This is a genomic window from Nocardioides sp. Z22_16, assembly GCF_058134365.1.
Map to the genome: position 1 here is coordinate 829,633 of NZ_JBYTTI010000001.1, position 22,022 is coordinate 851,654.

Below are 22,022 nucleotides of genomic sequence, written 5' to 3' on the forward strand. Positions count from 1 at the left end.
AGTCCGGGTGACTTCCGTCACCTTCCCAGGTCGGAGCAGGGCCTCAGATCTGGGTGCGGTGGAACCGCGCGAAGGACTTCGACGGGGTGGGTCCCCGCTGGCCCTGGTAGCGCGACCCGTACTTCTCCGACCCGTAGGGATGCGCGGCGGGCGAGGAGAGCCGGAAGAAGCAGAGCTGCCCGATCTTCATCCCCGGGTAGAGCTTGATCGGCAGGGTCGCCACGTTGGCCAGCTCCAGGGTCACGTGCCCGGAGAAGCCGGGGTCGACGAACCCCGCGGTCGCGTGGGTTAGCAGCCCGAGCCGGCCCAGCGACGACTTGCCCTCCACCCGCGCCGCCACGTCGTCGGGCAGCGAGCAGACCTCGTACGTCGACCCCAGGACGAACTCGCCGGGGTGCAGGATGAACGGCTCGTCCCCCTCCGGCTCGACCATCCGGGTCAGGTCGCTCTGGTCGGCCGCGGGGTCGATGTGCGGGTAGCGGTGGTTCTCGAAGACCCGGAAGAAGCGGTCCAGCCGGATGTCGACGCTGGAGGGCTGGAGCATCTCCTCGTCCCAGGGGGTGAGGCCGATGCGGCCGGCGTCGATCTCGGCGAGGATGTCGCGGTCGGAGAGCAGCACGGACGCACCCTACCGTCGGAGCCGCTTGAGCCGATGACGAAGAATGCAGCCATGGCCTTCCATCGTTACGTCGCGCTCGGGGACTCCTTCACCGAGGGGGTGGGCGACCCCGACCCCACCCGGCCCAACGGCCTGCGCGGGTGGGCGGACCGGGTCGCGGAGCACCTGGCGGCCGAGACCGACGACTTCGGCTACGCCAACCTCGCGATCCGGGGGCGCAAGCTCCCCGCGATCCTGGCCGAGCAGCTCGAGCCGGCCCTCGCCCTCCAGCCCGACCTGGTGACGATCCACGGCGGCGGCAACGACGTGCTGCGGCCCAAGGTCGACCTCGACGCCCTCGCCGCGGAGTACGACGACGCCATCGGCCGACTGTCGGCCACCGGCGCCCGGGTGGTGATGTTCACCCTCCTCGACCCCGGACGGGGCAGCATCTACTCCGCGGTGCGCGGCCGGTTCGCGCTCTTCAACGAGTGGGCCCGGGAGATCGCCGACGCCCACGGGGCCACCGTGGTGGACATGTGGCGCATGCGCGACGTCGACCTGGTCGCCCACATGGACGACGACCGGATGCACCTCAACGCCGCCGGGCACCACTACATGGCACTCCAGGTGCTCGACGCGCTGGGCGTGGAGCACCCGCTGGAGCCCCTGGAGGTGGCGGCGGTGCCGCTGCGCGGGCGGCGCGAGCAGCTGCGCGAGAACGTCCGTTGGACCCGCGAGTTCCTCGGACCCTGGGTGCACCGGCGGGTCACCGGGCGCTCGTCGGGCGACGGAGTGCGGCCCAAGCACCCGACGCTCGACCGGATCCGGTAGCATCCACCAGCGTCGGCGCAGCACCACCGCGGCCGGCATGCGGACGTAGCTCAGCTGGTAGAGCGCGACCTTCCCAAGGTCGATGTCGCGAGTTCGAATCTCGTCGTCCGCTCCATGGATTCCACGGAGTTCACCGGCTTCCCGGTCGCGGCACTCGACTTCTACGACGATCTCGAGGTCGACAACACGCGGGCCTTCTGGGAGGCCCACAAGCAGGTCTACGCCGAGGCGGTCCGCCGCCCGATGGAGGCGCTGGTCGCCGCCCTCGAGCCGGAGTTCGGCGCCCCCAAGGTCTTCCGCCCCTACCGCGACGTCCGCTTCAGCAAGGACAAGACGCCGTACAAGACCCACCAGGGAGCCTTCGTCGCGGCCGGCGAGGCCACCGGGTGGTACGTCGAGCTCTCCCCGCGGGGCACCCGGGTCGGCGCCGGCTTCTACGACGCCTCCGGCCCGCGGCTGGCGGCGATCCGGGAGGCGATGGCCCGGAAGACCTCGGGCGCCGCCCTCGCCCGCCTGCTCGAGCACTACGCCGAAGGCGGCTGGGAGATCGGCGGCGACCGGCTCAAGACCTCCCCGCGCGGCTACCCCGCCGACCACCCGAGGATCGAGCTGCTGCGGCACAAGCAGCTCTTCGTGGGGCGGCCCTACGGCTTCGAGGCCGACGCGCTGGGCCCCGGGCTGGTCGACCGGGTCCGTGCGGACTGGCGCGAGCTGCGCCCGCTCGTGGAGTGGATCGCCGACGCGGCCCGCGGCGCCTGAGCAGAGTCGCTCAGTGCGGCTGCCAGGCGTCCTCGTCGCCGGTGCGCGAGGTGACGGCCTCCGGCAGCTCGCGAGCGGCGAGCTGGGCGATGGAGACCTGCTCGAAGACCTCGCGCAACGAGCTGCGGGCGGCGATCCAGACGTGCTGGAGCACCTCGGCCGAGGCGTTGTAGGAGACCGCCTCGGGGCGCAGCCCGTAGACGGAGACGAGCGGGCCGTCGACGGCCCGGATCACGTCGGCGACCGAGACCTCGCCGGGGTCGCGAGCCAGGCGCCACCCGCCGGACTGGCCACGCTGGGAGACCACCACGCCCCCCTTCCGGAGGTCGGCGAGGATCGCTTGGAGGAACCCGTGGGGGATGTCCTGGGACTTGCCGAGCTCCTCGGCGCTGACCGGTTTGGCGTCGGCGCGCGCCGCCATCTCGATGAGGGCCCGAAGGGCGTAGTCGGACTTGGCGGAGACGCGCATGGAGCCATTTTGGCAGACTGCGCCGCCGGCCGGGGTGGCAGCGTGCATCCGCGGTCCTGAACGGACGATTGCGCCTCGTTGCAAAGATCACCACCGAACGGCTTGCGACCGGCCCCGAGCCGGGGCACAATAAGTTACTGACTGGTAGGACCGTGTGTCCACAGTCGCTACGAACAAGGACCGGACCTCGAGGCCCGGTCACCCCATGAGACCGGATAAGGGTGGGTCAGTGAGCCACTACAAGAGCAACCTGCGCGACATCGAGTTCAACCTCTTCGAGGTGTTCGGTCGAGGCGAGATCCTCGGCCAGGGCCCCTTCGCCGAGGTCGACGTCGAGACCGCCCGCGAGGTGCTGGCAGAGGTCGACCGTCTGGCGCGCGAGGACCTCGCCGCCTCCTATGAGGACAGCGACCGCAACCCCCCGGTCTTCGACCCGCAGACGCACACCGCGCCGCTGCCGGAGTCGTTCAAGAAGAGCTACCGCGCCTGGATGGACGCCGAGTTCTGGCGCCTGCAGATCCGTGAGGAGCTCGGCGGCACCCCCGCGCCGTCCAGCCTCAACTGGGCGATCGGCGAGATGGTGCTCGGCGCCAACGCCCCGGTCCACATGTATGCCGCCGGCGCCCCGTTCGCCGGCGTGCTCTACAACAACGCCAACGGCGTGGAGCGCGACCAGCGCGTCGCCCAGATCATGGTCGAGCGCGAGTGGGGCTGCACCATGGTGCTGACCGAGCCCGACGCGGGCTCCGACGTGGGCGCCGGCCGGGCGAAGGCCACCCCCAACGAGGACGGCTCGTGGAACGTCACCGGCGTGAAGCGCTTCATCACCTCCGCCACCAACGACATGACCGAGAACGTCATGCACCTGGTGCTGGCCCGCCCCGAGGGCGTCGAGGGCGCCGGCGGCCCGGGCACCAAGGGCCTCTCGCTCTTCTGGATGCCCGAGCACCACTTCGACCACGAGACCGGTGAGCTGACCGGCGAGCGCAACGGCGTCTACGTCACCAACGTCGAGCACAAGATGGGCATCAAGGTCTCCAACACCTGCGAGCTCACCTTCGGCGACCCGCAGGTCGGCGGCGGCGAGCCCGCCAAGGGCTGGCTGGTGGGCGAGGTCCACAACGGCATCGCGCAGATGTTCGACGTCATCGAGAACGCCCGGATGATGGTCGGCACCAAGGCGATCGCCACCCTCTCCACCGGCTACCTCAACGCGCTGGAGTACGCCAAGGAGCGGATCCAGGGCGCCGACCTCACCCAGTCGGCCGACAAGACCGCCCCCCGCGTCACGATCACCCACCACCCCGACGTCCGCCGCTCGCTGATGGTGCAGAAGTCCTTCGCCGAGGCGATGCGCGCCCTGGTGATCTACACCGCCACCTGGCAGGACAAGGTGATGATCGCCGAGCACGAGGGCGAGCACGACAAGCTGGCCGAGGCGGTCAACGACCTGCTGCTCCCCATCGTCAAGGGCTACGGCTCGGAGCGCTCCTGGGTGCTGCTGGGCACCGAGTCGCTGCAGACCTTCGGCGGCTCGGGCTTCCTCCAGGAGTACCCGCTGGAGCAGTACGTCCGCGACGCCAAGATCGACACCCTCTACGAGGGCACCACCGCGATCCAGGGCCAGGACTTCTTCTTCCGCAAGATCGTCAAGGACCAGGGCCGCGCCCTGGGCCACCTGGCCGGCGAGATCGAGGGCTTCATCAAGTCCGAGGCCGGCAACGGGCAGCTCAAGGTCGAGCGCGAGCTGCTCGCCAAGGCGCTCGAGGACGCCAACGCCCTGGTCGGCCACATGATCAACGACCTGATGTCGGCCGACGCCTCCGCCGAGGGCGGCGACCTGCGCAACATCTACAAGGTGGGCCTCAACACCACCCGCCTGCTGATGGTGCTCGGCGACGTCGTCTGCGCCTGGCTGCTGCTGCGTCAGGCCGAGGTCGCCCTGGGCAAGCTCAACGGCGAGGTCTCGGTCAAGGACAAGGCGTTCTACGAGGGCAAGGTCGCGGCGGCCCGGTTCTTCGCCACCACCAACCTGCCCCGCCTCACCGCCGAGCGTGCCATCGCCGAGTCGATCGACCTCTCGCTGATGGACCTCGACGAGGCCGCCTTCTGATCGCTGCTCCACCTCGAAGGGCCGCCCGGTACGCCGGGCGGCCCTTCGTCGTTCCGCGTCGCCTCAGGCGGAGCCGCCCAGGGGCAGCAGGAGCGTCGCCTCGCCGTCCGGGCTGAGCCGCACCGGGACGCCCCAGTCCTGCTGGTGCACGTGACAGGCCGCCCCCTCGCCGGCGGTGTCGTCGCAGGAGGCCGCGCGCGCCGCCACGTGGAGCACCCCCTCCCCGACCTCGGGGTCGAGCTCGAGCGTGCGGACCAGGTCCGTGCCGCGGCCCTCCCCCGACCGCAGCAGGGCGGCCGGCGTCGCGGTGACCATCAGCTGGGTGGCCGGACCGAAGCGGTCGTCGACCTTCTGCCCCGGCGGCGGCACGAAGACGACGTCGAGCCGCAGCGACGCCCCCACCTCGGTGACCGGCCGCTGGGTGCGGTGGCTGAAGTCGTCGGCCTGCGCGGCCGCCCCCAGCGGCACCCGGGTGAGGCGGTGCGCCGCGGACTCCACGACGACCAGGTGCTCCCCGTCGACGTAGGCCCCGCTCGGCTCGGCGAGCCCGGTGGCCAGCGTCGCCAGCGTGCCCGCCTCCGGGTCCCACCGGCGCAGGGCGCCGTTGTAGGTGTCGCAGACCGCCACCGACCCGTCGGGCAGCGCGGTGACGCCGAGCGGGTGCTGGAGCAGCGCCCGCTCGCCCGGCCCGTCGCGGAACCCGAAGTCGAAGAGGCCGGTGCCGACCGCGGTGTGCAGCTCCCCGTCCTGCACCCAGCGCAACGCCGAGACCTCGCTGTCGGCGAGCCAGAGCCGCTCCCCGTCGGCGGCCAGGCCGCTGGTCTGCGCCAGCCACGCCTGCGACGCCGGCCCGTCGCGCAGCCCCTCGTTGGTCGTGCCCGCGACCACCTGGACCTCCCCGGTGCGCGGGTCGAAGGTCCAGAGCTGGTGGATCCCGGCCATCGCGACCCAGACCCGCCCCTGCCACCAGGCGACGTCCCAGGGGCTGGAGAGCCGCTCGACCCCGTCACCGGGGCGCCACTGCTCCCCGTCGCCGGCCAGCACCCGCACCTCCCCGTCGCGCAGCGCCAGCCCACGCAGCTGGTGGTGCCCGGTGTCGGCGACCACCACGTCGTAGCCGACCTCCTCGGCCACCTCGCTCGGCAGCAGGCAGAGCCCGTTGGGCTCGGCGAAGCCGGCGAAGCGGCGCAGCACCGGGCCGTCGGCGGCCGCCAGCTCCACCACCTCGTCGTGGCCGGCGTCGGCGACCAGGACCCGCCCGTCGGGCAGCGGCACGGCCTTGGCGGGGAAGCGCAGGTCGCTCGGCTCCACCGGCGGCGGCACGTACGGCGTGTCCCCGGGCTGGAGGGTGCCCTGCGCCCGGTGGGTGGCCACCAGCTCCGCCAGCAGCCGGTCGAGCGCGTGCACGTGCCCCTCCCCGGCGTACTGCGCCACCACGTAGCCCTCTGGGTCGACCAGGACCAGGGTGGGCCAGGCCCGGGCCGTGTAGGCCGACCAGGTGACCAGCTCGGGGTCGTCGAGCACCGGGTGGTGCACGCCGTGGCGCTGCACCGCGGCGGCGAGCGCGTCGGGGTCGGCCTCGTGGGCGAACTTCGGGGAGTGCACGCCGACCACGACCAGCTCCTCGGCGTACTTCGCCTCCAGCGGCGCGAGCTCGTCGATGACGTGGAGGCAGTTGACGCAGCAGAAGGTCCAGAAGTCGAGCAGGACGAAGCGGCCCCGCAGGTCGGCGAGGGTGAGAGGACCGGAGGTGTTGAGCCAGCCGCGGCCGGAGAGCTCGGGGGCACGTACGCGCATGCGCCCATTCTCAGGGGCCGGTCCAGCCCCTAGGCTGCGGGCCATGACGCAGAGCGGTTTGGTGCAGCACGTCGACATCTGGTGGCAGGCGGTCAACGACTTCACCGCCCTGCTGGAGGAGCTCTCCGCGGAGGAGTGGTCGACGCCCACCGACCTCGCCGGCTGGGACGTGCACGCCGTGGTCGCGCACACCGCGCACCTGGAGTCGCTGCTCGCGGGCGGGCGCCACGAGGAGGTGGAGGTCGGCGAGGCTGCGCACGTGCGCAGCCCCATGGGCACCTTCACCGAGCAGGGCGTGCTGGCCCGCCGCAACCGCACGCCCGACGACCTGCTGATCGAGCTCCGGGAGTCGACCACACAGCGGCAGACCGCGCTCCTCGAGGATCCGCCGACCGACCCGGACGCCCCGGCCCCGGGGCTCTTCGGGGCGCTGGGCTGGTCGACGCTCACCCTGCTGCGCAACCGTCCGCTGGACGTGTGGATGCACGAGCAGGACGTGCGCCGTGCCGTCGGACGCCCCGGCAACCTCGACGGTCCGGCGGCCCGGCACACGATCGACTACCTCTCCGAGAGCCTCGCCCTGGTGCTGGCCAAGCGGGTCGGCGCGGCCCCGGGCACCACCGTGGCACTGCGGGTGCAGGGGCGCCCCGAGCGGGTCTTCGGCGTCGGGGACGACGGCCGCGGCCGGGAGCTGGCCGAGCCGCCCGCGGAGCCCACCGCCGCGCTGGAGCTCAGCCCGGAGGCGTTCACCGTCCTCGCCGGCGGGAGGCGGAGCCCCGAGCCGGGCACCGCCCGGACCTCCGGCGACACCGCCCTCGGCGAGCGCGTGCTGGCCGCGATGGCGGTCACGCCGTGACCTGGTCGCCCGACGACATCGGCGACCAGACCGGGCGCACCGTCCTGGTCACCGGAGCCAGCCCGGGCGGGCTCGGCCACCACACCGCGCTGGAGCTGGCCCGGCGTGGGGCGCGGGTGGTGCTCGCCGGCCGGAGCCAGGCCAAGCTGGACGCGACCGCGCAGGAGATCCGCGACCAGGTACCCGGCGCGGTGCCCGAGCAGCTGCTGGTCGACCTCGCCTCGCTGGAGTCGGTGCGCGCGGCGTCCGCCCGGGCGCGTGACCTCGGCGACCTCGACGTGCTGGTCAACAACGCCGGCGTCATGGCGCCCCCGCAGCAGGTCACCGGCGAAGGCTTCGAGCTGCAGATGGCGACCAACCACTTCGGCCCGTTCCTGCTCACCGGGCTCCTGCTGCCGCAGCTGTGCGGCAGCGGCGACGGCAGGGTCGTCACGGTCAGCTCGCAGATGCACCGCGTGGCCCGGCACGCGCCGCTGGGCGATCCCCGGGGCCACCACGAGCACTACCGGCGCTGGCCGCGCTACGCCGAGTCGAAGCTGGCCAACCTGCTCTTCACCTTCGAGCTGGAACGCCGGCTGCGCCACGCCGACCTGCCGGTGCGGGCGCTCGCGGCCCATCCCGGGATCGCGGGCACGCACCTGACGGCCAACGGCCAGTTCGGCCGCTCCTCGGGGGGCATGGCCTCGATCCTCGACGCCGCGGTCCGGGCGGTCTCGCAGCCGGCCGCGCACGGCGCCTGGCCGCTGCTGATGGCGGCCACCGCCGACCTCCCCGGCGGCTCCTACTGCGGCCCCGGGGGCCGGCGGCAGATGTCCGGTCCGCCTCGGCTGGTGGGCACCGCGCCGCTGGCCCGGGACGAGGTGGCCCAGCGACGGCTCTGGGAGCTCAGCGAGGAGGCGGTGGGCCTGCGCTGGCCGTGAGCCGGCTCAGTCCTTCTTGGCCTTGCGCTCCACGTCGCGCACCCGGACGAGGCCACCGATGGTGCCGACGTACGCCGCCCCGCGCGGGCCGAGCGTCACCGCGGAGTAGTGGTTGTTGTAGAGCACCCCGGTGCCGGCCCGCACCGAGAAGGCGGTCGTGCCGGTGTGCGCGTCGATCGCGGTGAGGTACCAGCCCGAGACTCCCCACAGGGAGGGCTTCTTGGTCCAGGTGTAGAGCAGGCCGGTCTCCCACGAGACCGTGGGCAGGGCGGAGGGGGCGACCTCGTCGCTGGTCCAGGTGACCCGGCACTCTCCGTCGGCGTGGTCCACCCGGGCGAGTCCGGCCGAGGAGCTGAAGCCCATCACGGTGGAGCGGGGGGTGGCGTAGCCGTGGTTGTTCTCCACGATCACCCCGGAGCCCACCGAGGCCAGCGACGTCTCGGTCGCCGACTCGCCGCCGTCGAAGACGGCCGAGCGGCAGACCTCGGCACCCGTCGCGCGGTCCAGGAAGACCACGTGGAGGCGGGGCTCGGCGTTGTCGGCGATCGCCACCAGGTCCTGGTCGACCAGGGTCGGCGAGGTCCCGCTCCCCTGCGCGAACTGTCCGGTCTTCTGCTCGACGCCGCGGTCGTACTCGGTGCGCCAGGAGACCGCCGGGGCCCCTTCGGCGTCGAGGGCCAGTCGGTAGAGCGCGGTGTCGCTGACGAGGAAGACCCCGCCCGTCTCGTCGACGGCGAAGGTGTTGGTGATCTTCTCCCCCACCAGCTCCGTGCCCTGCACGGACCCGGTGACCGGGTCGACGACCCCGACGCGGCCCTCGCGGCTCGCCCACCAGATCCGGCCGCCCCAGTCCGGCTTGACCGCGACCAGGCAGTCGTCCTCCGGCACCTGCTCCGCAAGGCTCCACGACTCCTCGATGGTGAGGTCGGGGCGCCCCTCGGCGTCAGCCGTGCCGACGACCTGGATCCGTCGCTCGGTGGTCGTCACCACGGCCCGGTCGCCGTTGTCGAGGTAGAACTGCGAGCCGTTGCAGACGTCCTGCCAGCGGTTCGCCCCGGTCTCCGCCCGGGCCGGCAGCCGCCTGGTGCTCAGCGGCCGCATCGACTCGGCGTCGATCACCCGGAGCATGGCGCCACCCCGGTCGTGGCAGAGCGCGACGATCCGACCGGCGGAGTCGAAGGCGACCCGGCCGCACTTCTCCAGGCCGTACCAGGCCGAGTCGACCTCCGGACGATCTCCCAGCGGACCCGCCCCCTGGAGGGCGCCGCTCGACCAGGCGTCGTTGTTGACCGCGTCGGAGCCGGTCTGGGCGAGCCACGGGTGCTGCGGCGGCTGCTCGGCCTCGATCGGCCGGGCGGAGACCTGCCGCCCGTCGTAGCCCGACGCGACCAGGAGCCCGCCCGCGTGCGGCACCGGCAGGCGCCCGTCGGGCACCAGCCACACCAGCCCCGTGAGGGCGAGGAGGCCGCCGACGCCGATCGCGACACCGCGACGGGTGAACCGCGGCCGCGGCACCCGGTGACGCACGCGGGGCACGGCCAGCAGCACGGCCGCGAGCACCAGGGTCCACGGACCCACCAGGAGGTAGGTCAGCCCCAGCAGGGCCAACAGCAGCCAACCCACGTCTCAGAGGCCTCCGTGGCCGGGGACGCCGAGGCGAGTCAGGTGCAGCATGCCCACGAGGATAGTTCGCGAGCCGCCGCCGCCCCGCCTCGGGCCGACCCCCGCGGAGAACGCTCAGGCCGCCAGGCGGGCGTCCTTCGCGTCCTTGGCGCGACGCGCCTCCTGGGTCAGCCGGGCCTGGAGCGCGCGGCGGGTCTTCCGGTCGCCGGTGGCCATCTTGAAGAGGCGGACCAGCTGCTGCGGGGCGTTGCGCACCGTGGTGGTCTCCACGAACCCGTTGGGCAGGCTGAGCCGGACCACCTTGTGCCAGGCGCTGTAGACCTGCTGCGGCAGCGGGCGCTCGAGGTAGGTGAGGCCGTACTTGTCGAAGAGCGCCTTGACCTGCGGGGCGACCTCCTTGTAGCGGTTGCTCGGCAGGTCGGGGAAGAGGTGGTGCTCGATCTGGTGGCTCAGGTTGCCGGTCATGATGTGCATGGCCTCGGAGCCGGAGATGTTGGCCGAGCCCAGCATCTGGCGCAGGTACCACTCGCCGCGGGTCTCCTTCTCCGGGATCGCCGCACGCTCGAAGGTCTCGACGCCCTCGGGGAAGTGGCCGCACATGATGACCGAGTGCGACCAGAGGTTGCGCACCAGGTTGGCGGTGAAGTTGGCGGCCAGGGTCGGCAGGAACGAGCCGGTCGGGATGGCCAGCGCGGGGTGCACGACGTAGTCCTTGGTCATCTGCTGGCGGATCTTCTTCACCGTGTTCTTCGCCCGGCGGGTGAACTCCGGGTCGCGCCGCTCCTTGGGGGTGCGCAGGTTCTTGCCCAGCTCCAGGTCGTAGGCGGCGATGCCGTACTCGAAGAAGCAGGCGTTGATGAAGTTCCACAGGGGCTGACCGAGGTACATCGGGTGCCACTTCTGGTCCTCGTCGACCCGCATGATGCCGTAGCCGAGGTCGTTGTCCTTGCCCACGATGTTGGTGTAGGTGTGGTGGATCTCGTTGTGGCTGTGCTTCCAGCCCTCGGCGGTCGAGGCGTTGTCCCACTCCCAGGTGCTGGAGTGGATCTTCGGGTCACGCATCCAGTCCCACTGGCCGTGCATGACGTTGTGGCCGACCTCCATGTTCTCCAGGATCTTGGCGACGCTCAGGCCGGCCGTGCCGACCAGCCAGGCGGGCGGGAGGGCGGAGAAGAGGAGGACGGCGCGGCTGCCGAGCTCGAGGTAGCGCTGGGTCTTCACCATCCCGCGGATGTAGGCGGCGTCGCTGGCGCCACGGTCGTCGAGGACCTCCTGGCGGATCCGGTCGAGCTCGCGGCCGAGCTCCTCGATGTCCTCGGCGGACAGGTGAGCGGTGGGGTTCTCGGACTTCTTGGTGATGGTGGTCATGTCGACTCCTTGGCCGGTGAGATCGAGCGGGTCAGTGGTCGAGGGTGCAGGCGCCGGCTGCGGCGCTGATGCAGGTCTGGATCTTGATGCCACCGGGGTCAGTCTCACCGGGGACAGCGGTGGTGAGTGCACCGTTGCGCAGATCGCGCACCGTGCCCTCCTTGAGCGGCAGGACGCAGCCCATGCAGATGCCCATCCGGCACCCTGAGGGCATCAGCACGCCCGCCTCCTCGGCGGCGTCGAGGATCGGGGTGGCACCGTCGTCCTCCACCTCGACCCCCGCGCGGGTGAAGGTCACGGTGCCACCTTCCCCGGGCTCGACGCGAGAGACCCGGAACTGCTCGACGGTGAGGTCGAGGCCGCGGGCGGTGTGGTGCGCCTCCAGCGCGTCGAGCAGCGCCGCCGGCCCGCAGGCCAGCGTCTGCCGGGCTGCCAGGTCGGGCACCAGGGAGTCGAGGTCGTCGACGTCGAGGACCCCGTGCACGTCGTCGTAGCGGGCCACCAGCTGGATGAGGCCCGCGGCGTCGAGCGCCTTGAGGTCGCGCAGGAAGATCGAGTCCGGCTCGCTGGGAGCGACGTGCACGACCGTGATGTCGTAGGGGGCGCTGCGCTCGAGGCGCACGACGCCGGAGTCGGCGACCGGGAAGAGGTTGCGCAGCATCCCCACCACGGGGGTGACGCCGGAGCCGGCGGTCACCATCAGGAACTTGCCGCCTTCGGGCGGGAGCACGAACTCGCCGTCGGCCTGCTCGAGGTGGACCAGGGTGCCCGGGCGGGCCTCGCGGACCAGGTGGCTGCTGACGATGCCGTCCTGCACCGCCTTGACGGTGATCGAGATGTTGCCGTCGTCGCGAGGACCGTGGGTGAGCGAGTAGGCCCGCCAGTGGCGGACGCCGTCCACGTCGATCCCGACGCGGGTGTACTGACCGGGGACGTGACCGGCCCAGTCGGCACCGGGGCGGATGACGATCGTGGCCGCGTCGGCGGTCTCCGGCTCGATCGAGACGATCCGGCCGCGGAGCTCGGCGCCGGAGCGCAGCGGGGCGAAGAGGTCGAGGTAGTCGGCGGGCATCAACGGGGTGGTGGCCGCCTCGACGAGCCTGACCGCACGGTCCCGCAGGCGCAGCGGGGCGCCGCCGCGGTGGCGTCCCCCGCGCGGGGACCCGTTGGTCTCGTTCAGAAGCATCGCCATGTCCCCATCATGACTGGTCAACCGAGGTAGATTCCTGACCAACAGACGTGAAGATGCACGTCACATTTGTTCACAGACGCCAAAAAGGAGCCAATATGGCGCGACACGCCGGTCGTCTCGGGGAGGATCACGGCCTGGAGCTCTCCGCGGCCGAGGTCGCGGTGATGCGGAACCGGCTGCCGGCTGTCGCCGACGAGGCCGTCAGCGCCATCATCGCCGAGGTCCCCACCTATGCCAACGCCCTGTCGGGAACGATGGGCGAGACCATCCGCAACGCGGTGCAGCTGGCGCTGGGCGGCTTCATCCAACTCGCCTCCCGACGAGCCCGGACCGGGTCCCGTCCCACGGCCCCCGCCATGGAGGGCGCCTACCAGCTGGGGCGCGGCGAAGCACGCTCCGGCCGGAGCATGGAGGCGCTCCTGGCGGCCTACCGGGTCGGCGCCCGCGTCTCCTGGAGCGAGATGTCGGCCGGATTGCTGGCCGACGGCGTCGACGCCGAGACCCTGGCCAAGTTCGCCGGCCTGGTCTTCGCCTACATCGACCAGCTCTCCGCCTCCAGCGTCGCCGGCCACAGCGACGAGTCGGCGACCACCGGGCGGATGCGGCAGCAGCTGAGGGAGGCCCTCGGCAACGCCCTGCTCCGCGGCGACGCACCCGACCTGCTGGTCCGGGCCGCGGGCCGCGCGGAGTGGGAGCCTCCCGAGACGCTGACGGCCGTGGTGCTGCCGGAGGCCCACCTCCGGGCGGCGCTCTCGGCGGTGGACCCGCGGACCATCACGGTGGCCGATCCCGGCACCGAGGAGCTGGCCGTCCTGCTGGTGCCCGACGTCGCCCGCAGCCTGCTGCTGCGCGCGGTCGCCGGCACCCCGTCGGTCGTGGGCCCGACGCGGCCCTGGCTCGAGGCGCGTGCGTCCTGGCAGCGGGCACGCCGGGCGACCGAGCTGGAACAGGCGGTCCGCGACACCGAGGCGCACCTGGCCGAGCTGGTGGTGCACGCCGACCCCGAGACGCTCGCGGACCTGCGTCTCCAGGTGCTCGCCCCGCTCGCCGAGCTGGCCCCCGCGGCGCAGGAGAAGCTGACCGACACCCTGCGCGCCTGGCTGCTCCACCAGGGCCGGCGCGAGGCGGTCGCCGAGGCGCTCTTCGTCCACCCGCAGACGGTCCGCTACCGGGTGGGTCAGCTGCGCGAGGTGTACGGCGAGCGTCTCGAGGACCCGTCGTTCATCCGGGACGCGACCGTCGCCCTGGCATGAGGCGGGGTGCCGACGGGCACGGCGTGACCATGGAGACCTCGGCAACACCCCATGACCGCGCCCGCCAGGTCGTGGTGACGGTCAGCGAGGTGCTCTGCGTCCTCGGCACCCTCGTCGGCACCGGCGTGATCGGCACCCCGGTCAGCGAGAGCGCGGGGGGCGCCCTCTCCGACCAGGCCACCCTGCTCGCGCCGGCGGGGCCGGCGTTCTCGATCTGGTCGGTGATCTACGCCGGGCTCTTCCTCTACACGGTGTGGCAGTGGCTGCCGGGCCGCGCGACCGACCCGCGGCTGCGAGCCACCGGGTGGCTGGCCGCCGCCTCGATGCTGCTCAACGCCGGGTGGCTGCTGGTCACCCAGACCGGCTCGGTGTGGGGCAGCGTCGTGGTGATCGTCGCCCTGGCCGGGGTGCTGGGGCTGCTGGCCCATCGGCTGGTCACGGTGCGCTCCAAGGCCACCGGTCGGGCGCGCGTGGTGGACCGGGTCGTGGTCGAAGGCACCTTCGGTCTCTACCTGGGGTGGGTGTCGGTCGCCACCTGCGCCAACATCGCGGCCGCGCTGGCCGACAGCGGGGTGACGCCCTCCTCACCGACCGCCGACGTGCTGGCCGCCGTCGTCCTGGCCGTCGTCGCCGCACTCGCGGCGTTCTACGCCTGGCGCCTGGGTGCCCGCAGCGTGCTGATCCTCGGCATCGCCGCCGCCATGGCCTGGGGGCTGGCGTGGATCGCCGTCGGGCGGACCAGCGAGGCGCCGGAGTCGACGCTCACCGCCGTGGTCGCCGTGGTCGCGGCGCTGGTCGCCGCCGGCGCCGCCCTGCTCCGCGTCCGCACCCACGCCGCCTCCCCCGACACCGCCTGAGCTCACCGCTCCACGAACGCGAACTGCGCGGTCTTCCCGGGCATCTCCACCACCGGGCCGAAGGTCGCCCCCAGCCTGTGCAGCAGGCCGACCGACTTCTCGTTCCGCACGTCCGGCTCCAGCACCAGCCGCTCGACCCGCGGGTCGGCGAAGGCGCGCCTGACCAGCTCGGCGACGAGCGCCGGGGTGTGCCCGGCACGCGCCGGCTCCGCGGCCAGGAAGAGGTGGACGCCCAGGTCACCGGGCCGCCGGTCGTAGAACTCGCCGATCTCGTCGACGAACGGGTCGTAGGTCTGGAGGATGCCGATGGGTGTGCCGTCGTCGAGGATGAGCTCGGCGGTGAGGTGCTCCTGCTCGTCGAGGTAGGTGTAGATCGCCTCCACCTCCTCCCGGTCCTTGCCGCGCATCCCCCAGAACTCCGCGCGCGGCTGGTCGACCCAGGAGTGGATCAGCGCGGCGTCGCGCGCCGGGTCGACGGGCCGCAGCACGAACTGCTCCACCGGCACCAGGGACCCGTCCGCCCACCGCGCCACCTGGTCGCCCTCGGGGACCGCCCAGCGACTCCGGGACCGGTCGGCGAGGTCCCAGACGTAGCGCACCACCGGTCCGCGGACCACCAGCTCGGACCCCGGGAACCACCCGGTGGCGGCCACGCAGTCGGTGTCACCGCTCAGCGGGGTGCCGTCGTGGACGAGCCGGTGCCGCTCCCCCCAGGTGCCGCCCGGCGGGTCGGCGGCGACCTCGGCGACCGCGGTGGCCAGCAGGGAAGGGAGGTCGACGTCGAGCAGCCGTCGTACGTCGTCGGGCCGGCGCAGCAGGTGCGGCAGCGCGGTGGCGACCCGCACCCCGAGGTGGAACCAGGGCGCGTGCAGGTCGCCGTACGGGCACGGCCCACGCAGCGGCGCCAGCGCCGGGGCGGCGCAGACGAGCTCCACCAGCCGCGCCCGGACGGCCGCGAAGAGCGCCGCGTCCTCGCTGTCGGCCGCCATCCGGCCGTCCCACTCGCGGAGGCGGGAGACCACCCAGGAGTCACCGACCAGGGCGTCCAGCAAGGGTCGCCAGGCCAGCTGCCGGTCGTCGGTGAGGACCTCGGCGGCCCGCGGCACGTCCCAGCCGTCCCCGACGAGGAGCTCGGTGATCCGGTCCCGGCGGAACGGCGCCGCGAAGTCGTCGGTGAGCACCGCGAAGGAGTCGTCGCGACGGTCGTTGGCGGTGACCAGCACGTCGTCCGGCTTCCCCTCGATCCGGGGAAGCGGCGGGTCCCCGGCCATCCGTCCGGCGACCCGGTGCAGCAGCCGTCCCGTGGTGTCGGCCACGACCCAGTTGTTCACCGGCTCCACCCAGGCGTCGAGGGCGGCCTCCACGTCGGTGACGGTGCGGGCGCGCAGCAGCGGCAGCAGCGCGCCGAAGCCGAGGTCGCCCGCCGACCAGGCGGGGGTCCTCAGCGCCCAGGCCTCGTCCCCGGTGCTGACCACCACCGGCCCGTGCCCGGTGGTGGCGACCTCGATCGTCACCGGCTCGGCCCCGGCGACCTCGATCACCTCGGTGCGCCGCTCCCGCACCTCGTCGTCGTCGACCTGCCGCAGCTCCTGGTGGTCGGCCATCGCGTTGGTCACCGCCCAGGCCGCCTCCCCGGCGTGGCCGAAGTGCTGCACCCCGGGCACCCCCGGGAACGCCAGCCCCGCCACGTCGAACTCGTCGCACGCCAGGCGCACCTGCATGTAGACGTTCGGCGACTCCAGGATCCGGTGCGGGTCCCCGCCGATGATCGGGAGCCCCGAAGCGGTGCGGCCCCCGCCGATCACGAAGGCGTTGCTCCCCTGGGGGACGCCCTCGCGGCGGAAGAGCTCCTTGACCTCCGACCCGAGGAGCCGCTCGACGTGGTGGCGCCACAGCACGCTGGGGTAGTTGGCGAAGTGGATGTGCTGGACCAGGAAGACCGCCAGCGGGGTCCACGGCTGCCAGCCGGTCAGCCCCGCCGCCCGCACGCCGTCCACGTAGGACCCGACGAACTCCCGGCTCTCCCGGTCGAGCCCGTCGTACGCGCGCTCGGCCAGCTCGGCGATCCCGGCACGGCGGGCGAAGGCGTCCCACTCCACCCCGGAGGACCCGGCCACCGAGGCCAGCCGTCCCTCGCCGTGCAGCCGCTCCCGCTCCAGCTGCTCGCCGCGCAGCTGCACGGTCGCCCGACCCTGCAGGTGGGCGAGGTCGACGAGGCTCCCGGCGCGGACCTGCGGAACCCCCCAGGGGTCGAAGGAGACGCTCATGCGACCGGATTCTCCAGCGTGCCCGCGAAGATCAGCGACTCCGCCTGATCCGCGAGATCGACCATCTGCAGGGTGTTGCGCAGCTGGAGCCGGTTGAGGCAGCTGTGCCGGAACCGCTCCCGGGTCAGGTCGTGGCGGGCGACCGCCGCCGCGAGCTCGGGGTGGTCGGCGGCGTGCTCGTCGAGGCAGCGGCGCACCTCCGCCCAGAAGAGCGCGTCGGGGAGGACGCCGTCCTCGTCGAGGATCGCGCCCACGTGACGCAGCACCCCGTCGAAGACGTCGGTGTGGATGGCCAGCGCCTGCACGTCGGGGGGCACGTCGGCGCGGATCCGCTCGACCTCCGGGGGCAGGAGGGCGTCGCCCATCACGGCCACCTCCTCCCCGACGTCCTTCATCACCGCGCGGACGACGACGTGGTCGCGCAGCACGAGGATGAGGTTCTCCCCGTGCGGCATGAAGGCCAGGTCGTGGGCGAGCAGGCAGTGCACCAGCGGCCGCAGGTAGGCGCGCAGCCACGCCCGCACCCACGCGGCGGGCTCCAGCCCCGAGGCCCGGACCAGCGCGCTCACGTGGGACGCCCCGCCCGCGTCGGCGGGGTCGCGGTGGAGCAGCGCGGCCATGGTGGCCAGCCGCTCCCCCTCCGCGAGCCGCGGGACCGGGCTCTCCCGCCACAGCGCGGCGACCATCTTGCGGTACGGCGAGGGGGTCGGGAGCTCGTGGAAGGGGTCGCCGGTCCAGCCGAGGGCGGCGTGCTCGCGCAGCACCGTGAACCCGGCCTCGACCAGCGTGGGGTCGCCGGCGACGAGGTCGGCGACCCAGTCGTTGATGGCCGGGGTGGGCCCCATGTAGGCCGGCGAGAGCCCGCGCAGGAAGCCCATGTTCTGGATGGCCAGCGCGGTCTTCACGTAGGAGCGCTCCGGGTGGTCGACGGGGAAGAAGGTGCGGATCGACTGCTGCGCCCGGAACGCCCCGGGCCCCACGCCGAGCAGCACCACGTCGCGCCGCGCCACCGACGGCGCGAAGGTGACGGCCAGCTTGTTGACCCACTGCCAGGGGTGCAGCGGCAGGAAGCGGTACGCCGCGGCGTCGAGCCCGAGGTCGCGCAGCCGCTCCCGCCACTCCTCGACCGTCGCCGCCCCCAGCTCACGCTGGTAGTGCTCGTCCTCGTCGAGGCCGCGGCCCAGCGAGAGCCGCGACTGGTCGCGGCGCACGGCGAGCCAGAGCAGCCGCACGTCGCGCCCGGTCTCCGGGGCGTACGCCGCGTAGTCGTCGGCGCCGAACCCGATCCGCCCGTTGTTGGCGACGAAGGCGGGGTGCCCCTCGGTCATCGCGGCCTCGATCTCCTGGTAGTCGGCCTTGAGCAGCTCGGTGGCGGAGAACCGGCGGTGGGCCAGCTTCCAGGCCGCGGCACCCAGGGTCGAGGCGAGCTCCTCGAGGTAGAGGGGAAGCAGCCGGTCCGGGATGCCGAGCAGCGGGGCGAGCTCGACCACCAGCTCCTGGGCGTCGAGCTCGGCCGGCACCCCGTCGCGGGTGCGGGTCAGCGACTCCTCGTCGAGGACCCAGTGCTCCAGCGGGTGGACCCGGGCGGTGAACTCGTAGCGGGCTCGCCCGTCGGGGGAGGTGAGCGCCCAGCGCTCACCCTCCCGCACCGGCTCGAGCAGCCGCTCGTGGCTGAACTCGCTGATCGCCTTGGCGACCAGGTGCCGCTGCGCGCGGGCCATCAAGGCGGGGGTGAGGTGCTCGTCGTACGTCATGCGACCACCTCGAACCCCAGCCGCGAGGCTGCGAAGTCGGCCCGGTCGCAGACGCTGAGCGCGGCGATCTTGTCGACCAGCCGCACGTGCCGCACCACCCAGAAGCCGGCCGCGTCGTTGAGGGCGGCGATCCGGGTGTTGCGCACGTCCGGCTCCACCACGACGCGCTCACCCCGGCCGAGGCAGAACGCGACCACCTCCGTCATCACCGCGGCGGTGAAGCCGGGGACCGGGGAGTCGGTCGGAGCGACCAGCAGGTGCATGCCGACGTCGCCCGGCTCGAGCTCGGGCAGGTGACGCAGCTCCGGGTGGTGGGCGGGGTCGTAGGTCTCGGCGAGGAACTGCGGCACCCCGTCGGCGCGGCCGAGCCAGGCGTGGTGGTGCGGGTCGTCGGCGACCCGCTGGTACTCGGTCGCCACGTCGGCCGGCGACGCCCCCTGCATCCCCCAGAAGACCGACCGGGGGTGGGTGACCCAGCCGTGCAGCAGCGCCAGGTCGCGCTCGACGTCCAACGGCTCCAGCGTCAGCCTCATCGGGCGACCTCCTTGAGCCGGTCGGGCACCCCGAACTCCTGGAAGGCGATCCGCTTCTCCACCGGGTAGACCTCCCGGCCGACCATGGCGGCCAGGATCACCGAGCTGCGCATCGCGCCCATCCCCAGGTCGGGGGCGACGAAGCCGTGGGTGTGCTCCTCGGCGTTCTGCACGAAGACCTCGCGCTGCGCGTGGTCGACCGCGAAGGTGGGCCCGGCCAGGAACCGCCCCCGCTCGTCGAGCCGGAGCCGGTCACGCACCGGCTCGAGGAACTCCGGCACGGTCGCGGCGTAGCCGGTGGCCAGCACCACCGAGTCGGTGGTCAGCGCGAACTCCTCCTCGGTCTCGGTGTGGCGAAGCCCCAGCCGCCACCCCGCGCCGCGGCGGGTGGCTCCGGTCACCTCGGTCGCGGTGAGCAGGGTGGTCTCCGGCGCCCCGTCGACCGACCGGGAGTAGAGGGCGTCGTAGATCTCGTTGATGGTGGTCGAGCTGATGCCCTTGGAGAGCGCCGCCTGGCCCGCCTGGACCCGGGCCCGGGTGGCGGCGGGGAGCCCCTGGAAGTGGGTGCTCCACTCCGGCGAGGTCATCTCGAGGGTGAGCTTGGTGTACTCCATCGGGAAGAAGCGCGGGCTGCGCGTCACCCAGTGCAGCGCGTAGCCGTGGGCCGGCTGGTCGGCCAGCAGGTCCGCGTAGACCTCCGCGGCGGACTGGCCGGAGCCGACCACGGTGATCGACCCGGTCCGCTGGAGCTCGGCCTTGCGCCGCAGGTAGTCGGCCGAGTGCGTCCCCACCCCCTCCAACCCGGCCGGCACCCGCGGCGAGGTGCCGGTGCCCAGCACCAGCCGCCGCCCCCGGAACGTCTCCCCCGTGGCGGCGCGGACGACGTACGCCTCGGAGTCGTGGGTGACCTCGACGACCTCGCGACCCCAGCGCAGCGACGGCAGCCGGTCGGCCGCCCACCGGCAGTACTGGTCGTACTCACGGCGCAGCGGGTAGAAGCTCTCCCGGATGTAGAAGGGGTAGAGGCGCCCGGTCTCCTTGAGGAACTGGAGCCAGGAGAAGCGCGAGGTCGGGTCGGCCATCGTCACCAGGTCGGCGAGGAACGGCACCTGGAGGGTGGCGTCGTCGAGCAGCATCCCGTCGTGCCAGGCGAAGCGGTCGCGGGCGTCGAGGAAGACGCCGTCCAGCCCCTCGACCGGGTCGGCCAGCGCCGCGAGCCCCAGGTTGAAGGGGCCGATGCCGACCCCTACGAAGTCGTGGATCCTCATCGACCCACCTCCACCAGTGCACGGGGCCGCGGCACCCGGTGGGCGGTCAGCTCCTCCGCGGTCTGCCGGACCAGGGCGACCACCTCCAGGAGCTGCTCCAGGTCGGCCTTCGGGTTGAGCAGGGTGAGCTTGAGGAAGGTGCGCCCGTCGACCTTGGTGGCCGCCACCATCGCCCGCCCGGAGTCGTAGAGCGCGGCGCGGACCCGGGTGTTGAGCACGTCGAGGCCGGCCTCGTCGACGCCCGCCGGGGCACACCGGAAGACCACGGTGGAGAGCGACGGCTCGGCGGCGAGCTCCAGGCCGGGCAGGGCGCGGATCCGCTCCCCGACCGCACCGGCGAGGTCGATCACGGTGTCGAACCAGTCGCCGATCTCGTCGGCGCCCATGACCCGCAGCGTGAGCCAGAGCTTGAGCGCGTCGAACCGCCGGGTGGTCTGCAGGCTCTTGTCGACCTGGTTGGGATGGGCCGCGTCCTTGGGATTGAGGTAGTCCGCGTGCCAGGTGACGTGCCGCAGGCTCGCGCCGTCGCGGACCAGCAGGGCGCTCGCGGAGACCGGCTGGAACCACGTCTTGTGGAAGTCGACGGTCACCGAGTCGGCGTGCTCGATGCCGGCCAGCAGGTGCCGGCGGGTGCGGGAGGCGAGCAGTCCGCCGCCGTACGCCGCGTCGACGTGGAGCCAGGCGGCGTACCGCCCGGCGAGGGCCGCGACCTCCGGCAGCGGGTCGATCGCCCCGAAGTCGGTGGTGCCGGCGGTGGCGACCACGGCCATCGGCACGTCGCCGCGGGCGACCGTCCCGGCCAGGGTCCGGGCGAGGGCGACCGGGTCCATCGCGCGCGACCGGTCGGTCGCGACCGGCAGCACCGCCGCGTCGCCGAGCCCGAGGAGGCGGGCCGACTTCTGCACGCTGAAGTGCGCCTCCGCGGAGGCCAGGATCCGCAGCCGGTGGGCCGGGGCCCCGGCGGCCACCGCGTGGTCGCGGGCCAGGAGCAGCCCCTGCAGGTTGGACTGGGTGCCGCCGCTGGTGAAGATGCCGTCGGCGGTGCGTCCGTCCCCCCGGGCGTCGTCGCCGTAGATCCGGCCCGCGGTCCAGTCGACCAGGTGGCGCTCCAGGAAGGTCGCTCCCACGCTCTGGTCGAAGGTGTCCAGCGAGGCGTTGACCGAGCTGATCAGCACCTCGGCGAGCAGCGCGGGGATGGCCACCGGGCAGTTGAGGTGCGCGGCGTAGGTGGGCTCGTGGAACCAGACCGTGTCCTGGAGCCAGAGGCGGGAGAGCTCGGCCAGAGCGGCGGCGCTGTCGCCGAGGGGGGCGTCGAGGTCGACGGCCGCGACCTCCGCCGCGGCGTCCCGAGCGGTGCGCCCGGTCGCCGGACGACCTCCGCGGTCGAGGTGGGCGGCGACGGCCGCGGCACCCTCCCGGACGGCGTCCAGGTAGTCACTGGTGTTGTCGTGGTGGAACAGGTGCTGCAAGGGTGGCGTGGTCACCGAGTTGACCTCCAAACAAGTTAGGTAAGGCTTACCTTACTTATCCGCGAGGGTCTTCGCGCAACCCCTTCCTGGTA

The 22,022-nt window shown here is 73.0% G+C and carries 18 protein-coding genes and 1 tRNA gene; 8 read left to right on the forward strand and 11 right to left on the reverse strand.

The window, feature by feature from the left end:
• Positions 1 to 43 precede the first annotated feature (43 nt).
• A complete protein-coding gene (gene dcd / locus AC3X7R_RS04005) occupies positions 44 to 619 on the reverse strand; it encodes a dCTP deaminase (protein ID WP_489964267.1) in 576 nt (191 codons plus the stop codon).
• A gap of 51 nt (positions 620 to 670) precedes the next feature.
• On the opposite strand from dcd, the gene AC3X7R_RS04010 reads away from it, so the two are divergent.
• The 3 genes from AC3X7R_RS04010 to AC3X7R_RS04020 all read left to right on the forward strand — a co-directional run bounded on the left by AC3X7R_RS04010 (position 671) and on the right by AC3X7R_RS04020 (position 2,191).
• On the forward strand, positions 671 to 1,432 hold the full coding sequence (locus AC3X7R_RS04010; protein ID WP_489964268.1) for an SGNH/GDSL hydrolase family protein: 762 nt from the start codon (positions 671 to 673) through the stop codon (positions 1,430 to 1,432).
• A gap of 39 nt (positions 1,433 to 1,471) precedes the next feature.
• Positions 1,472 to 1,547: transfer RNA gene (locus tag AC3X7R_RS04015), tRNA-Gly, on the forward strand.
• Complete coding sequence (locus AC3X7R_RS04020; protein ID WP_489964269.1) at positions 1,547 to 2,191, forward strand: DUF2461 domain-containing protein; 645 nt, start codon at positions 1,547 to 1,549, stop codon at positions 2,189 to 2,191. The genes AC3X7R_RS04015 and AC3X7R_RS04020 overlap by 1 nt, the downstream gene beginning before the upstream one ends.
• Before the next feature lie 10 nt (positions 2,192 to 2,201).
• Here the strand turns inward: AC3X7R_RS04020 and AC3X7R_RS04025 are convergent, their stop codons facing one another.
• Positions 2,202 to 2,660, reverse strand: coding sequence for an RrF2 family transcriptional regulator (locus AC3X7R_RS04025; protein WP_489964270.1), 459 nt, complete (start codon positions 2,658 to 2,660; stop codon positions 2,202 to 2,204).
• 229 nt (positions 2,661 to 2,889) lie between these two features.
• On the opposite strand from AC3X7R_RS04025, the gene AC3X7R_RS04030 reads away from it, so the two are divergent.
• On the forward strand, positions 2,890 to 4,773 hold the full coding sequence (locus AC3X7R_RS04030; protein ID WP_489964271.1) for an acyl-CoA dehydrogenase: 1,884 nt from the start codon (positions 2,890 to 2,892) through the stop codon (positions 4,771 to 4,773).
• 63 nt (positions 4,774 to 4,836) lie between these two features.
• Here the strand turns inward: AC3X7R_RS04030 and AC3X7R_RS04035 are convergent, their stop codons facing one another.
• Positions 4,837 to 6,570: an NHL domain-containing thioredoxin family protein gene (locus tag AC3X7R_RS04035; protein WP_489964272.1), complete on the reverse strand. Its 1,734-nt coding sequence runs from the start codon at positions 6,568 to 6,570 to the stop codon at positions 4,837 to 4,839.
• A gap of 43 nt (positions 6,571 to 6,613) precedes the next feature.
• Here AC3X7R_RS04035 and AC3X7R_RS04040 point away from each other — a divergent pair, with 43 nt between their 5' ends.
• Positions 6,614 to 7,426, forward strand: coding sequence for a maleylpyruvate isomerase family mycothiol-dependent enzyme (locus tag AC3X7R_RS04040; RefSeq protein WP_489964273.1), 813 nt, complete (start codon positions 6,614 to 6,616; stop codon positions 7,424 to 7,426).
• Entirely contained in the window at positions 7,423 to 8,346 is a 924-nt protein-coding gene (locus tag AC3X7R_RS04045; protein ID WP_489964274.1) for an oxidoreductase, read from the forward strand. Before AC3X7R_RS04040 ends, AC3X7R_RS04045 begins: the two co-directional genes overlap by 4 nt.
• 6 nt (positions 8,347 to 8,352) lie before the next feature.
• Here the strand turns inward: AC3X7R_RS04045 and AC3X7R_RS04050 are convergent, their stop codons facing one another.
• From AC3X7R_RS04050 to AC3X7R_RS04060, 3 genes are all read right to left on the reverse strand, one after another.
• Positions 8,353 to 9,969 (reverse strand): hypothetical protein, encoded by a 1,617-nt coding sequence (locus AC3X7R_RS04050; RefSeq protein WP_489964275.1) that lies wholly within the window; start codon positions 9,967 to 9,969, stop codon positions 8,353 to 8,355.
• Positions 9,970 to 10,083: 114 nt separating this feature from the next.
• Positions 10,084 to 11,337 carry a fatty acid desaturase family protein gene (locus tag AC3X7R_RS04055; protein ID WP_489964276.1) on the reverse strand — a complete coding sequence of 418 codons (1,254 nt, stop codon included), beginning with the start codon at positions 11,335 to 11,337 and terminating at the stop codon, positions 10,084 to 10,086.
• A 31-nt stretch (positions 11,338 to 11,368) separates the two neighbouring features.
• Complete coding sequence (locus AC3X7R_RS04060; protein WP_489964277.1) at positions 11,369 to 12,529, reverse strand: ferredoxin reductase; 1,161 nt, start codon at positions 12,527 to 12,529, stop codon at positions 11,369 to 11,371.
• Between the two features lie 95 nt (positions 12,530 to 12,624).
• On the opposite strand from AC3X7R_RS04060, the gene AC3X7R_RS04065 reads away from it, so the two are divergent.
• Both AC3X7R_RS04065 and AC3X7R_RS04070 read left to right on the forward strand, forming a co-directional pair.
• Complete coding sequence (locus AC3X7R_RS04065; RefSeq protein ID WP_489964278.1) at positions 12,625 to 13,782, forward strand: RsbRD N-terminal domain-containing protein; 1,158 nt, start codon at positions 12,625 to 12,627, stop codon at positions 13,780 to 13,782.
• Positions 13,783 to 13,811: 29 nt separating this feature from the next.
• Complete coding sequence (locus tag AC3X7R_RS04070) at positions 13,812 to 14,639, forward strand: TspO/MBR family protein (protein ID WP_489964309.1); 828 nt, start codon at positions 13,812 to 13,814, stop codon at positions 14,637 to 14,639.
• Between the two features lie 2 nt (positions 14,640 to 14,641).
• Here AC3X7R_RS04070 and AC3X7R_RS04075 read toward each other — a convergent pair whose 3' ends face one another.
• The 5 genes from AC3X7R_RS04075 to AC3X7R_RS04095 are packed head-to-tail and all read right to left on the reverse strand — an operon-like array spanning position 14,642 to position 21,945.
• Complete coding sequence (locus AC3X7R_RS04075; RefSeq protein ID WP_489964279.1) at positions 14,642 to 16,906, reverse strand: GNAT family N-acetyltransferase; 2,265 nt, start codon at positions 16,904 to 16,906, stop codon at positions 14,642 to 14,644.
• Entirely contained in the window at positions 16,903 to 18,660 is a 1,758-nt protein-coding gene (locus tag AC3X7R_RS04080; protein WP_489964280.1) for an IucA/IucC family protein, read from the reverse strand. Before AC3X7R_RS04080 ends, AC3X7R_RS04075 begins: the two co-directional genes overlap by 4 nt.
• Positions 18,657 to 19,193, reverse strand: coding sequence for a GNAT family N-acetyltransferase (locus AC3X7R_RS04085; RefSeq protein WP_489964281.1), 537 nt, complete (start codon positions 19,191 to 19,193; stop codon positions 18,657 to 18,659). The genes AC3X7R_RS04080 and AC3X7R_RS04085 overlap by 4 nt, the downstream gene beginning before the upstream one ends.
• On the reverse strand, positions 19,190 to 20,461 hold the full coding sequence (locus AC3X7R_RS04090; protein WP_489964282.1) for a lysine N(6)-hydroxylase/L-ornithine N(5)-oxygenase family protein: 1,272 nt from the start codon (positions 20,459 to 20,461) through the stop codon (positions 19,190 to 19,192). Before AC3X7R_RS04090 ends, AC3X7R_RS04085 begins: the two co-directional genes overlap by 4 nt.
• On the reverse strand, positions 20,458 to 21,945 hold the full coding sequence (locus tag AC3X7R_RS04095; protein ID WP_489964283.1) for a pyridoxal phosphate-dependent decarboxylase family protein: 1,488 nt from the start codon (positions 21,943 to 21,945) through the stop codon (positions 20,458 to 20,460). Before AC3X7R_RS04095 ends, AC3X7R_RS04090 begins: the two co-directional genes overlap by 4 nt.
• Positions 21,946 to 22,022 lie beyond the last annotated feature (77 nt).

What these genes read in the sequence shown, in the direction of transcription:
- AC3X7R_RS04010 (WP_489964268.1), top strand. Translation starts at nt 671, where the DNA reads ATGGCCTTCCATCGTTACGTCGCGCTCGGGGACTCCTTCACCGAGGGG.
- AC3X7R_RS04020 (WP_489964269.1), top strand. Translation starts at nt 1,547, where the DNA reads ATGGATTCCACGGAGTTCACCGGCTTCCCGGTCGCGGCACTCGACTTC.
- AC3X7R_RS04025 (WP_489964270.1), bottom strand. Translation starts at nt 2,660, where the DNA reads ATGCGCGTCTCCGCCAAGTCCGACTACGCCCTTCGGGCCCTCATCGAG.
- AC3X7R_RS04035 (WP_489964272.1), bottom strand. Translation starts at nt 6,570, where the DNA reads ATGCGCGTACGTGCCCCCGAGCTCTCCGGCCGCGGCTGGCTCAACACC.
- AC3X7R_RS04040 (WP_489964273.1), top strand. Translation starts at nt 6,614, where the DNA reads ATGACGCAGAGCGGTTTGGTGCAGCACGTCGACATCTGGTGGCAGGCG.
- AC3X7R_RS04055 (WP_489964276.1), bottom strand. Translation starts at nt 11,337, where the DNA reads ATGACCACCATCACCAAGAAGTCCGAGAACCCCACCGCTCACCTGTCC.
- AC3X7R_RS04060 (WP_489964277.1), bottom strand. Translation starts at nt 12,529, where the DNA reads ATGGCGATGCTTCTGAACGAGACCAACGGGTCCCCGCGCGGGGGACGC.
- AC3X7R_RS04065 (WP_489964278.1), top strand. Translation starts at nt 12,625, where the DNA reads ATGGCGCGACACGCCGGTCGTCTCGGGGAGGATCACGGCCTGGAGCTC.
- AC3X7R_RS04070 (WP_489964309.1), top strand. Translation starts at nt 13,812, where the DNA reads ATGGAGACCTCGGCAACACCCCATGACCGCGCCCGCCAGGTCGTGGTG.
- AC3X7R_RS04075 (WP_489964279.1), bottom strand. Translation starts at nt 16,906, where the DNA reads ATGAGCGTCTCCTTCGACCCCTGGGGGGTTCCGCAGGTCCGCGCCGGG.
- AC3X7R_RS04080 (WP_489964280.1), bottom strand. Translation starts at nt 18,660, where the DNA reads ATGACGTACGACGAGCACCTCACCCCCGCCTTGATGGCCCGCGCGCAG.
- AC3X7R_RS04085 (WP_489964281.1), bottom strand. Translation starts at nt 19,193, where the DNA reads ATGAGGCTGACGCTGGAGCCGTTGGACGTCGAGCGCGACCTGGCGCTG.
- AC3X7R_RS04090 (WP_489964282.1), bottom strand. Translation starts at nt 20,461, where the DNA reads ATGAGGATCCACGACTTCGTAGGGGTCGGCATCGGCCCCTTCAACCTG.